The organism is Mesorhizobium sp. P2_E6 (assembly GCF_056403835.1).
Genome location: NZ_JBFUEQ010000001.1, coordinates 853531 through 865826 on the forward strand (window position 1 = coordinate 853531; position 12296 = coordinate 865826).

Annotated in this window: 12 protein-coding genes; 8 read left to right on the plus strand and 4 right to left on the minus strand. The window is 61.8% G+C overall.

The features are described from left to right. Window positions 1-104: 104 nt before the first annotated feature. The 6 genes from rbfA (at window position 105) to AC1D08_RS04040 (ending at window position 6749) form a co-directional block, all read left to right on the plus strand. On the plus strand, window positions 105-530 hold the full coding sequence (gene rbfA / locus AC1D08_RS04015) for a 30S ribosome-binding factor RbfA (protein ID WP_095082415.1): 426 nt from the start codon (window positions 105-107) through the stop codon (window positions 528-530). Continuing rightward, window positions 530-1525, plus strand: a complete 996-nt coding sequence (gene truB / locus AC1D08_RS04020; RefSeq protein ID WP_457151728.1) for a tRNA pseudouridine(55) synthase TruB — start codon at window positions 530-532, stop codon at window positions 1523-1525. Before rbfA ends, truB begins: the two co-directional genes overlap by 1 nt. A gap of 99 nt (window positions 1526-1624) precedes the next feature. Beyond that, entirely contained in the window at window positions 1625-2719 is a 1095-nt protein-coding gene (corA, locus tag AC1D08_RS04025) for a magnesium/cobalt transporter CorA (protein WP_477422577.1), read from the plus strand. Window positions 2720-2859: 140 nt separating this feature from the next. Then, window positions 2860-3171 carry a 30S ribosomal protein S15 gene (rpsO, locus tag AC1D08_RS04030; protein ID WP_269470859.1) on the plus strand — a complete coding sequence of 104 codons (312 nt, stop codon included), beginning with the start codon at window positions 2860-2862 and terminating at the stop codon, window positions 3169-3171. 277 nt (window positions 3172-3448) lie between these two features. Beyond that, window positions 3449-5596, plus strand: a complete 2148-nt coding sequence (gene pnp, locus AC1D08_RS04035; protein ID WP_095082409.1) for a polyribonucleotide nucleotidyltransferase — start codon at window positions 3449-3451, stop codon at window positions 5594-5596. A gap of 133 nt (window positions 5597-5729) precedes the next feature. Further along, window positions 5730-6749 carry a class I SAM-dependent methyltransferase gene (locus AC1D08_RS04040; RefSeq protein ID WP_457153194.1) on the plus strand — a complete coding sequence of 340 codons (1020 nt, stop codon included), beginning with the start codon at window positions 5730-5732 and terminating at the stop codon, window positions 6747-6749. A gap of 72 nt (window positions 6750-6821) precedes the next feature. On the opposite strand, the gene AC1D08_RS04045 is transcribed toward AC1D08_RS04040, so the two are convergent. From AC1D08_RS04045 to fabA, 4 genes are all read right to left on the minus strand, one after another. After that, a complete protein-coding gene (locus AC1D08_RS04045; RefSeq protein ID WP_457153193.1) occupies window positions 6822-8366 on the minus strand; it encodes a putative bifunctional diguanylate cyclase/phosphodiesterase in 1545 nt (514 codons plus the stop codon). 206 nt (window positions 8367-8572) lie between these two features. Further along, a complete protein-coding gene (gene fabI, locus AC1D08_RS04050; RefSeq protein ID WP_457153192.1) occupies window positions 8573-9385 on the minus strand; it encodes an enoyl-ACP reductase FabI in 813 nt (270 codons plus the stop codon). Between the two features lie 32 nt (window positions 9386-9417). Then, on the minus strand, window positions 9418-10638 hold the full coding sequence (gene fabB, locus AC1D08_RS04055) for a beta-ketoacyl-ACP synthase I (protein ID WP_457153191.1): 1221 nt from the start codon (window positions 10636-10638) through the stop codon (window positions 9418-9420). A gap of 36 nt (window positions 10639-10674) precedes the next feature. Then, window positions 10675-11193 carry a 3-hydroxyacyl-[acyl-carrier-protein] dehydratase FabA gene (gene fabA, locus AC1D08_RS04060; RefSeq protein ID WP_095082399.1) on the minus strand — a complete coding sequence of 173 codons (519 nt, stop codon included), beginning with the start codon at window positions 11191-11193 and terminating at the stop codon, window positions 10675-10677. A 243-nt stretch (window positions 11194-11436) separates the two neighbouring features. Here fabA and irrA point away from each other — a divergent pair, with 243 nt between their 5' ends. Both irrA and AC1D08_RS04070 read left to right on the plus strand, forming a co-directional pair. Next, window positions 11437-11868 carry an iron response transcriptional regulator IrrA gene (gene irrA / locus AC1D08_RS04065; RefSeq protein ID WP_167458528.1) on the plus strand — a complete coding sequence of 144 codons (432 nt, stop codon included), beginning with the start codon at window positions 11437-11439 and terminating at the stop codon, window positions 11866-11868. Window positions 11869-11928: 60 nt separating this feature from the next. Further along, window positions 11929-12288 (plus strand): DUF4260 domain-containing protein, encoded by a 360-nt coding sequence (locus tag AC1D08_RS04070; protein WP_457152862.1) that lies wholly within the window; start codon window positions 11929-11931, stop codon window positions 12286-12288. Window positions 12289-12296 lie beyond the last annotated feature (8 nt).

Here is a 12296-nt window from a genome sequence, read left to right on the forward strand (position 1 = left end):
AGACCGCCGCCCCCAAGTCTATTGAGCAGGTCCTATTGAGAATGACCATATGAGACATGCGGCACGGTTCCATCCCGCGCCTCACGCTTTCAGGATCGAGAAAAATGCCCCGTCCAACCACATCCAGCCCATCCCAGCGCATGCTGCGCGTCGCCGAACAAGTGCGCCATGCCTTGTCCGAAACCTTGCAGCGCGGCGAGATCATCGATCCGCTGATCGAGAACACCGTGGTTTCGGTTTCGGAAGTGCGCATGTCGCCCGACCTGAAGGTCGCTACCGCTTTCGTCTCGCCGCTCGGCGCCAAGGATACCGATGCGGTGGTGGAGGCGCTGAACAAGCATGCGAAGTTCGTGCGTGGCCGTGTCTCCGGCGCGCTGCGGCAGATGAAGTTTATGCCGGAGTTCCGTTTCAAGCTCGACACCTCCTTCGACAATTTCGCCAGGATCAACGATCTCTTGAAGTCGCCCGAAGTGGCGCGCGATCTGGGTTCCGAAGGCCAGGACAAAGACGACAACAAGGACACCGAATAGTGGCGCGTCGCGGCAAGAAGAAGGGCCGGCCGATCTCGGGCTGGCTGGTCCTGGACAAGCCGGTCGGCATGGGTTCGACCGAAGCCGTCTCCAAGATCAAATGGCTGTTCCAGGCGGAAAAGGCCGGCCACGCCGGCACGCTCGATCCGCTAGCGTCCGGCATGCTGCCGATCGCGCTTGGCGAAGCCACCAAGACCGTGCCTTACGTGCAGGACGGCGCCAAGATCTATCGCTTCACCGTTGCCTGGGGGCAGGAGCGTTCGACCGATGATCTCGAGGGTCCGGTGACGAAGAACTCGGACCTGCGTCCGGCGGAAGCCGAGGTGCTTGCGCTGCTGCCGAAATACACCGGCGTCATCATGCAGACGCCGCCGCAATTCTCGGCCATCAAGATATCAGGCGAGCGCGCCTATGATCTGGCCCGTGACGGCGCGACGGTCGACATACCCGCACGAGAGGTCGAGATCGGCCGGCTCGATATTGTCGAGCACGATGCCGACCATACTGTTTTCGAAGTCGAATGCGGCAAGGGCACCTATGTGCGCTCGCTGGCCCGCGATATGGGCCGCGATCTCGGCTGTTTCGGCCATATTTCCGAACTGCGCCGGGTCGAGGTCGAGCCGTTCACGCCGGAGGACTTCGTCACCATCGCAGAACTGGAGGCCGCCCGTTTCGGCGTGCCGGGTGAAGACGACCCGGACGCGACAGATGCCGCTGACACGGTTGAAGCCGCTGACGAGGTGGCAGCGCCGATCGACTTCGACGCCATCGACGCCCTTCTGGTGGATACATCCGCTGCCCTTGACTGCCTGCCGCAGGTCGCCATCAGCGACGACGCGGCGACGAAAATCCGCCTCGGCAATCCGGTCATCATCCGCGGCCGCGACGCACCGGTGGAAGCCGAAGAAGCCTGCGCGACGGCGCGCGGCAAGCTGGTCGCCATCGGTGCCATCGAGCAAGGCATGTTCAAGCCCAAGCGGGTCTTTGCCGGCTGACGGCCAAGGTTATTCCAGGAAAAGCGAGAGCGGTTTTCCGTCCGGAATTGCGACAAAACGAGGTTCTAACTTCAGGTCGACTTTACGCTCGAGGGGCATATGGAAAAGGCCGAGGCGGTGAAAAAGCGGGCGCCGGTGAAGACGCGGCGGCCGCCGGTCGGGGCGTCGCCTGGCACGCTGATCGCCGATCCGGCGGCGCGGCGCTCGGAACTGCGGCTGACCCTCATCTCGCCGCAGAAATTCAAGACCATCGAAAATGCCAGCATCGACGACCTGAACACCCATTGCGACAAATGGCCGGTCATCTGGCTCGACTGCACCGGCCTCGCCAACATTCCGCTGATTGAGGAGATCGGCCGCATTTTCAGCCTGCATCCGCTGGCGTTGGAGGACGTCGTCAACACCGGCCAGCGGCCGAAGGTCGACTTCTTCGAGGATCATGCCTTCGTCGTCGTCAGGATGATTGATGATGTCACGTCGCACCGCTACGAGCAGATCGCCGTCTTCTTCGGCAACAACTTCGTCGTCACCTTCCAGGAGCGTGAAGGCGATCCGTTCAATCCGGTGCGCAAGCGCATCGAGAGCTCGGCGCCCAACCGGTTGCGCGCGCGCGGCGCCGACTACCTCGCCTACGCGCTGATCGACGCTGTCGTCGACAGCTATTTCCCGCCGATCGAGGCCGCAGGCGACATGGTCGACGGCATCGAGGACGAAATGCTGCACACGACGCACAAGCATCAGATGCGGCAGCTGCATGAATTGCGGCGCGATGCCAATGTGCTGAAGGGGGTGCTGTGGCCGATGCGCGATGCGCTGGCAACGCTGATCCGCAACGACGTGCCCTATGTGAAGGGTGAGACCAAGATCTTTCTCAACGACACGCTCGACCATTCGCTCAGGCTGATCGAACTGGTCGAAACCCAGCGCGACATGCTGACCGGCCTGATCGAGATGCATCTGTCGCTGAGCCAGGCGCGCACCAACGACGTCATCAGCTACCTCACCATCGTCTCGGTCATCTTCATGCCGCTCACCTTCCTGGTCGGCATCTGGGGCATGAATTTCGATCCGGAGTCTTCGCCCTGGAACATGCCGGAGCTGAAAGCCTATTATGGCTATCCGGCATCGTTGCTGTTCATGGCGCTTGTCGCGTTTGGGCTGATCGCCTTCTTCAAATGGAAGAAATGGCTATAACAAGGATAAAACCTGTCATTTTGGGCTGAAAAGCCGGCTTGTGAATTGGGCTGGTGTTTTCTCGGGAATTGCACTATACGCGCCGCAGCATAGCGCTATGAAGCTTTGCTTGCACCGGCCCCTGCTGGACGACATCCCGGCTGAGGGCGACCCGTTTCCTCAAACAGATAAGGAAAAACACGATGTCGATTACTGCCGAGCGCAAACAGGAATTGATGGGTGAATTCGCAACCGCCAAGGGCGATACCGGGTCTCCGGAAGTCCAGGTGGCCATCCTTTCCGAGCGCATCAAGAACCTGACCGACCATTTCAAAGACCACAAGAAGGATAACCATTCCCGCCGTGGTCTGCTCGCTCTCGTCTCCCAGCGCCGCAGCCTGCTTGATTATCTCAAGCGCAAGGACGACGCGCGCTACCAGACGCTGATCGAGAAGCTCGGTCTGCGCCGTTGACGAATTGACCGGCGGGCTTTCTTCGGAGGGCCCGCCGGTCGCGCATTCTGCCAGTCGTATCGACTGGCCAGACCCGGTTTCGAGCGTGCAGAGGGCCACTCGAAACCGCCCATGGACGGTCATGGGGCAGGATTGCAGGACGCTCGCGCGCTCGCCGCGCTGAAATCACCCGAGCTTCCCGTTGTCTTGCCCGTGGCTGCCCGAGAAAGGAAGCCAGGGAAAGGGCATCCGCGCACCGTGAAACGGCGCGGCCCTTTCCGCTTATTAAGGACAAGATATGTTCAATCACCACAAAGTGGAAATCGAATGGGGCGGTCGTCCGCTCATCCTCGAAACCGGCAAGATCGCGCGCCAGGCCGACGGCGCGGTGCTCGCGACATACGGCGAGACCAAGGTTCTCGCCACCGTCGTTTCGATGAAGGAGCCGAAGCCAGGTCTCGATTTCTTCCCGCTGACCGTCAACTACCAGGAAAAGACCTACGCCGCCGGCAAGATCCCAGGCGGCTATTTCAAGCGCGAAGGCCGTCCGAGCGAAAAAGAAACGCTGGTTTCCCGCCTCATCGACCGCCCGATCCGCCCGCTTTTCGCCGCCGGCTACAAGAACGACACCCAGATCGTCGTCACCGTCGTCCAGCATGATCTCGAGAACGATCCCGACATTCTGTCGATCGTCGCCACCTCGGCGGCCCTGACCCTTTCGGGCGTTCCCTTCATGGGTCCGATCGGCGGCGCTCGCGTCGGCTACATCAACGGCGAATACGTGCTCAACCCGCATGTCGACGAGATGCAGGAATCCAAGCTCGACCTCGTCGTCGCCGGCACCACCGACGCCGTTCTGATGGTCGAGTCCGAAGCCAAGGAACTTGGCGAAGAGCTGATGCTCGGCGCCGTCATGTTCGGCCACAAGGGCTTCCAGCCGGTCATCGACGCCATCATCAAGCTGGCCGAAGTCGCCGCCAAGGAGCCGCGCGACTTCACCGCGCCGGACTATTCCGCGCTCGAAGCCGAAATGCTGAAGATCGTCGAAGGCGAGCTTCGCGATGCCTACAAGAACATCGACAAGCAGAAGCGCTACGCCGCCGTCGACGCCGTCAAGGCGAAGGTCAAGGCCGCGTTTGCTCCGGCTGAAGGCGAAGACGCCAAGTACACGTCCGAGCAGATCGGCGCCGTGTTCAAGGAACTCCAGGCCAAGGTCGTGCGCTGGAACATCCTCGACACCGGCTCGCGCATCGATGGCCGCGACCTCAAGACGGTCCGCAAGATCGTCTCCGAAGTCGGCGTCCTGCCGCGCACCCACGGTTCGGCGCTGTTCACCCGCGGCGAGACCCAGGCGCTGGTCGTTGCCACGCTCGGCACCGGCGAGGACGAGCAGTATGTCGATTCGCTGACCGGCATGTACAAGGAGAAGTTCCTCCTTCACTACAACTTCCCTCCCTACTCCGTCGGTGAAACCGGCCGCATGGGTTCGCCGGGCCGCCGCGAGATCGGCCATGGCAAGCTCGCCTGGCGCGCCATCCGCCCGATGCTGCCGAGCGCTGACCAGTTCCCCTACACGCTGCGCGTCGTTTCGGAGATCACCGAGTCCAACGGCTCGTCGTCGATGGCGACCGTCTGCGGCACCTCGCTGGCGCTGATGGATGCCGGCGTGCCGCTGGCCAAGCCAGTTGCCGGTATCGCGATGGGCCTGATCAAGGAAGGCGAGCGTTTCGCCGTTCTCTCCGACATCCTTGGCGACGAGGATCACCTCGGCGACATGGACTTCAAGGTCGCCGGCACCGCCAACGGCATCACCTCGCTGCAGATGGACATCAAGATCGACGGCATCACCGAGGAGATCATGCAGATCGCGCTTGGCCAGGCCAAGGACGGCCGCCTGCATATCCTCGGCGAAATGGGCCACGCGCTCTCCGGCGCTCGTTCGGAACTCGGTGAGTTCGCGCCGCGCATCGAAGTCATGCACATCCCGACCGACAAGATCCGCGACGTTATCGGCTCGGGCGGCAAGGTCATCCGCGAGATCGTCGAAAAGACCGGCGCCAAGATCAACATCGAGGACGACGGCACGGTCAAGATCGCTTCGTCGAACGCCAAGGAGATCGAGGCGGCGAAGAAGTGGATTCACACCATCGTCGCGGAGCCGGAAGTCGGCGAGATCTACGAAGGTACGGTCGTCAAGACCGCCGACTTCGGCGCTTTCGTCAACTTCTTCGGTCCGCGTGACGGTCTCGTCCACATCTCGCAGCTTGCCAACGACCGGGTCGCCAAGACCTCGGACGTCGTCAAGGAAGGCGACAAGGTCTGGGTCAAGCTGATGGGCTTCGACGAGCGCGGCAAGGTCCGCCTGTCGATGAAGGTCGTCGACCAGGCCACCGGCAAGGAACTCGCCCGCGACAAGAAGACCGAAGGCGAAGAAAACGCCGCCTGATTGGCCTGAAATCGTAAATCGAAGCGGGCGCGGCTTATGTCGCGCCCGTTTTCATTTTCAGCCCGTCTTTTCATTCTCAGCCCGTCTTTTCATCCTCAGATTGTCAAGACAGGCCTCGTTTCGAGATCGAACAATGTCCGCCGAGCCGCTGAAGACGCTTTTTCATCCCTTCGAGGCCGAGGCTGTTCCTTTGCCGGGAAAGGGCGATCGCGCCTTGTTTCTCGGCGCTGAACCGGGCTTTCGCTGCCCCGAAGGCTTCGAGGCCGAGCTTCGCCTGGTACAGGGCTTCCGGCCGCATTTTCGCGCGTTGCAGGCGTCTGGGCTCATCGTCACCGCGCAGGCCGAAGGTGGTGGCTTCGACATGGCACTTGTGCTTGCCGGCCGGCATCGCGGCCTGAACGAATTGCGCCTCGCCGAGGCGCTCGAGCGGGTGGCGCCTGGCGGCACTATCGTCGTTGCGGGCGGCAAGGACGACGGTATCGCCAGCCTGCGCAAGCGCGTCGGCGAACTGGTGCCGCTCAAGGGGCATCTGCCGAAGTATCACGGCATTGCCTTCTGGTTTCGCCGTCCTGCCGATTTGGCCGCTGCGCAAAACCTGCGCGCCGCCAATCCCGCTCTGCTGGTTGAAGGCCGGTTTCGCACCGCGCCCGGCATGTTTTCGTTCGACCGGATCGATACAGGCTCGAGATTGCTGGTCGAGAACCTGCCCGATGACCTGCGTGGGAGCGTTGCCGATTTCTGCGCCGGTTGGGGATATGTGGCTGCCGAGATGGCCGCCCGGGCGCCGGGCATCTCGGCGCTCGACCTCTATGAGGCGGACTTCGCCTCGCTCGAAGCCGCAAAGCTCAATCTGGCAGGGGTTGGCCAGTCGATCACCAGGGAATTCTTCTGGACTGATCTGCTGAAGGAGCCGGTCGAGAAGCGCTACGACGCGATCGCCATGAACCCGCCCTTTCACCGCAGCCGCGCGGCCGAGCCGGAGATCGGCGCCGGCATGATCCGCGCCGCGGCCAAGGCCCTGAAGCCCGGCGGGCGGCTGTTGATGGTTGCCAACCGCCAGCTTCCCTATGAGCTGGTGCTGTCGGCTGCTTTTTCGAGCCATGCAGAGCTCGCCCGCGACGGCATGTTCAAGGTGCTTGTCGCGCGTCGTTAAAGCTTGATCCCGAAAAGTGGGAACCGGTTTTCGAAAAAGATCATGCTCGAGAGAGCAGATGCGGCGCCGCGTTCAATGCAGATTGGCGACGCGCCGCGTCTCGTCGGTAACGTGAGCGTCACCGACCCTGAACCTGAGTGGCGCCGGCCTGCCGAACAGGTAGCCTTGCACCACTTCGCAGCCGGCTGCCCTAAGCAGCGTCGCCTGGCTTTCGGTTTCGACGCCTTCGGCGATGATGCTGACGCCAAGTGCGCGCGAAAGCCCGACGATGGTCGAAACGACTGCGCCGGAGCTGGAGTCCGTGTCGAGGCGGCTGACGAACGAGCGATCGATCTTCAGCTTGCCGAACGAGAAGTCGATCAGGTAGCTCAGATTGGAATAACCGGTGCCGAAATCGTCGACCGCAACCGAGATGCCCATGTCCGCCAACTCCTTCAGGATGGTGGCGGCGCGGTCGCGGTCCTGCATCATCGCCGTCTCAGTCACTTCCAGTTCCAGCCGCGACGGCTTGATGCCGGTGCTGGTCATGGTGTCGCGCACGATACCGACGAAGTCCTTGGTCATGAACTGCACGGGCGAGATGTTGACGGCGACGAAGCAGTCTTCGGGCAGATGGCGCGCGTCGCTGCAGGCCTTGCGCAGCACCCATTCTCCGATCGGACCGATCATGCCGGTTTCCTCGGCGATCGGAATGAACTCCATCGGCGGGATCATGCCGCGTTCGGGATGCCGCCAGCGGATCAGCGCTTCATAGCCGACGATGCGGCCGGTCGGGAGATCGAGCTGCGGCTGGTAGTGAAGGTCGAAGTCGCCCCGCTCGAAGGCAACGTTCAACTCGGATTCGACCCACTGGCGATGGTCGGCGACCCTGCCCATTTCTGCGTGGAAGACCGACCAGTTGCCGAGGCCGCTGGCGCGCGCATTCTGCAGTGCCAGATTGGAGCGGCGCAGGATGAGGACGGGATCGACACCGTCCTTTGGCATCGCCACGATGCCCACCGACAGGCTGACCGATTGCATGTGCGTGCTGAGCTCATAGGGCTCCATCATCTCGTCGATGAGCCTCTCGATGGCACTTTCCAGTGACCCTGACACCTGATTGTCGGGGAGGAGGATTGCGAATTCACCGGCGCCGATACGTCCGATCACCGCGCGTTGCGGCAGGCAAGTCTTCAATCGCTTGGTGAACTCACGGATCAACTCGTCGCCCTGGCTGTAGCCGATGGCGTCGTTGATCTGCTTGAACCGATCGATGTCGATGTCGATGAGGAACACCGGCTCGCCGGTCCGGCTCGTCGCGCATGCCGCCTCGGCGATCTTGCCGACCATCGCCGGACGTGCCAGCAGGCCGGTCAACTTGTCGAAATGGGTCTCCTCGAAGACGAAATCCGCTGATTCATCGACGCCGGCGAAGAAGGACATCGCGGCCACCGACGCCGCCAGTGCGCACAGGGCGGCCATCATCGCGACCATCATGTCCGCCGATATCCCGGCAAAACTATCGCTGAGACCATGCTTCAGGCCCCAGAGTCCGAGGACAAAACTGCCGATACCCGAGCTTGCTATGGTGAGCAGCCGGAACACAGGTGTTCGCTTCGGGTTGCTGACGGCCGACATTGAAAGGTCCCCAGAGTACAGGGCTTTCTAGCGGATATGTCCTTAAAATGAGTTTCCGCGAATGCGTCCAATTTTATTGGACCGGAAGTATTTCATGTGCGGACTAAAGCGCGTCGCGTTGAAACGGATTTCGTCGGCGCATCTTAAGCTTTTGTTTTATACGCGTCGCCGTCCCAAAACCGCTGCGCACTTTTGGGAGCTAGGTATTAATCTCGCCCGCCATCGGTCTGCTTCAATTCATCGAGCGTCGGCATTGAAACGATGTGATAGCCGGAATCGACATAGTGGATTTCGCCGGTAACGCCAGAAGACAAATCGGACAACAGGTAGAGCGCGGAACCGCCGACCTCGTCGATGGTCACGGTGCGGCGCAGCGGCGAGTTGCGCTGCTGGTAGGAGAACATGTGGCGCGCATCGGAAATCCCGGCGCCGGCGAGCGTGCGCACCGGTCCAGCCGATATGCCGTTCACCCGGATGCCGCGCGGACCGTAGTCGTTGGCGAGGTAACGCACACTGGCCTCAAGTCCGGCCTTAGCGACGCCCATGACATTGTAGTTCGGCATGACACGGACCGAGCCCGCATAGGTCAGCGTGATCATCGATCCGCCGTCCTTCATCAAGGCGGCTGCATGGCGGGCGATCTCGGTGAAGGAATAGCAGGAGATCACCATGGTGCGGACGAAATTGTCCCGGCTGGTGTCGGCGTAGAGGCCCTTCAGTTCGTTCTTGTCGGAAAAGCCGATGGCGTGGACGACGAAATCAAGCCCGCCCCAGGTATTGCCCAGGGTCTCGAACGTGGCGGCGACCGAAGCGCTGTCCTCGACGTCGCACGGCACGACCAGCGAGGCGCCGAGCTTGTCGGCGAGTGGCTTGACCCGGCGCCCGAAGGCGTCACCCTGATAGGTGAAGGCAAGGTCCGCTCCATGTTCGGACAATTTCCGAGCGATGCCCCAGGCGATCGAATGATCGTTGGCGACACCCATGACGAGCCCGCGCTTGCCCTTCATCAATCCGTCCATGGCCGCCAATCCTTATGAAAACAACGCTGGCCTTATGCGGAATAGCGCTGGAAAATGAGCGTTGCGTTGGTGCCACCGAAGCCGAACGAATTTGACAAAACAGTGTCGATCTTGGCGTTGTCGATGCGCTTTCGCACGATTGGCATGCCCTCGAATTCGGGGTCGAGGGTCTCGATATGGGCGCTTTCGCCGATAAAACCGCCCTGCATCATCAGGATCGAGTAGATGGACTCCTGCACGCCGGCCGCGCCCAGCGAATGGCCGGTCAACGATTTCGTCGACGTGATGTATGGCATCTCTTGGCCGAAAACCTCGCGGATCGCGGCCATTTCCTTGGAATCTCCCACCGGCGTCGACGTGCCATGGGTGTTGATGTAGTCGACCGGTGTGGAAACCGTCGCCATTGCCTGGCGCATGCAGCGGACCGCGCCTTCGCCGGATGGCGCCACCATGTCGAAGCCGTCCGAGGTCGCGCCGTAACCGACGATCTCGGCATAGATCTTGGCGCCGCGCGCCTTGGCATGTTCCAGCTCTTCCAGCACCAGCACGCCGGCGCCGCCGGCGATGACGAAGCCGTCGCGATTGGCGTCATAGGCGCGCGAGGCGGCGGATGCACGGTCGTTGAATTTCGACGACATGGCGCCCATGGCGTCGAACAGGTCGGACATCGTCCAGTCGAGGTCCTCGTGGCCGCCGGCAAAGACCATGTCCTGCTTGCCCCACTGGATCAGTTCGTAGCCATTGCCGATGCAATGCGCCGAGGTCGAGCAGGCCGACGAGATCGAGTAGTTGACGCCGTGGATCTTGAACCAGGTGGCAAGCGTTGCCGATGCGGTCGACGACATCGCTTTCGGCACCGCGAACGGACCGATGCGCTTGGGGCTGCCGTTCTTCAGCGTGATCTCCGCCGCCTCGACGATGGTGCTGGTGGATGGTCCGCCCGATCCCATGACGATGCCGGTGCGCTCATTGGTGATGTCGCTCTCGCTGAGGCCGGCATCCGCGATCGCCTGATCCATGGCGACGTGGTTCCAGGCGGCACCCTTCGACAGGAAGCGCATTGCACGACGATCGATCATGGCGGATGGATCGAGCGTCGGCGCTCCCCAGACATGGCAGCGAAAACCATGCTCGGCGAAGGAATCGGAGAAGCTGATGCCGGATCTGGCGTCATGCAGCGAGGTCTGAACCTCGTTGGCATTGTTGCCGATCGACGACACGATGCCGAGGCCTGTGACTACGACACGTCTCATTCGCAACTCCTTCCAGGGGTCAGCCGGTGATGCCGGTCAGCCGACCGCCGACTGCTTGGACAGACCGACCTTCAAATCCGTTGCCGCGTATATGGGTTCGCCATCCGCCTTCAGCCAGCCATCGGCGATGCCGAGTACCAGCCGGCCGCGCATCACGCGCTTGAAGTCGATCCCGTACTCGACCTTTTTCACCGAGGGCGTCACCATGCCCTTGAATTTTACCTCGCCTGTCGACAACGCCATTCCCTTGCCGGGTTCGCCGAGCCAGCCGAGATAGAAGCCCGTCAATTGCCACATCGCGTCGAGGCCGAGGCATCCGGGCATGATCGGATTGCCGATGAAATGGCAGGCAAAGAACCACAGGTCCGGCTTGATGTCGAATTCCGCGCGGATGAAGCCCTTGTCGAAGGCGCCGCCTGTCTGGCTGATCTCGGTGATGCGGTCGAACATCAGCATGGGCGGATAGGGAAGCTGGGCATTGCCCGGTCCGAAAAGTTCGCCGCGGGCGCAGGCCAGCAATTCGTCGTAGTCGTAGCTGGATTTCGAACCCGCCATCAATTTCGTCCCCACATCGTTCCGGGCTATCGGGCGCCCTTGTCGTTGGTTTCCTAACACAATCTGTTTCAGGCCGGAAACCGGCGTTTGCGCTTAACCTGCTCGTCTGCTCGGGTCAATGCGCGCTATTGATCGCTTTCAGGCGACAGAATATATGTCAGCAGGGGTCCGGTTTCGGCAGACATTCATTTTTTTGCCATTCTGGGCGTGTCTTAGGGCGGAACTGTGGGGTTCGACGAGAAGATGGGCCTGGACGGTCGGAAGGAAAATGTCGCTGTGGACAAGCGGGTCCGTGAAGCCGGCCTGAGGCCGACGCGCCAGCGCATTGCGCTGGCCGATCTGCTTTTCGCCAAGGGCGACCGCCATCTGTCGGCCGAGGAACTGCACGAGGAGGCGGTCGCGGCCGGCGTGCCGGTGTCGCTGGCCACCGTCTACAATGCCCTTCACCAGTTCACCCAGGCGGGCCTGTTGCGCATCCTCGCCGTCGAGGGCGCGAAGACCTATTTCGACACCAACACCTCCGACCACCACCATTTCTACATCGAAGGTGAAAACCGCATATTCGACATCGACAGCGGTCCGGTGACGGTCGCCAACCTGCCGGAGCCGCCGGAGGGGATGGAGATCGCCAATGTCGACATCGTGGTGAGGCTGCGCCCCAAGCGCTGCGAATGAACGGCGACGCCCGAATAAACGGCAGGGCCGGAATGATCAGCCAAGAATGATCCGCCAGGAATGAAACCCCTCGACCTGACAATCCGGCTCGAATGGGCCATCGTTGCGGTGGCTGCCGTCGTCTTCTACGCTTCAACTGGTATAAGCTGGTGGCTCTTCGGATTGCTTATCCTGGCGCCTGACCTGTCTATGTTCGGTTATCTGGCGGGGCCGCGCGTCGGTGCCCTGGCCTACAACGCCTTGCATATCCTGATCGTGCCCGTGCTGCTGCTGCTGGCCGGTCACCTGTCCGGCAAAGCGACCGCGACGGCGGTTGCATTGATCTGGATCGCCCACATCGGCATCGATCGTGCGTTGGGCTACGGCCTGAAGCTGTCAACCGGCTTTCAGGACACGCATCTTGGCCGTATCGGCCGCTAGTCTAAGCA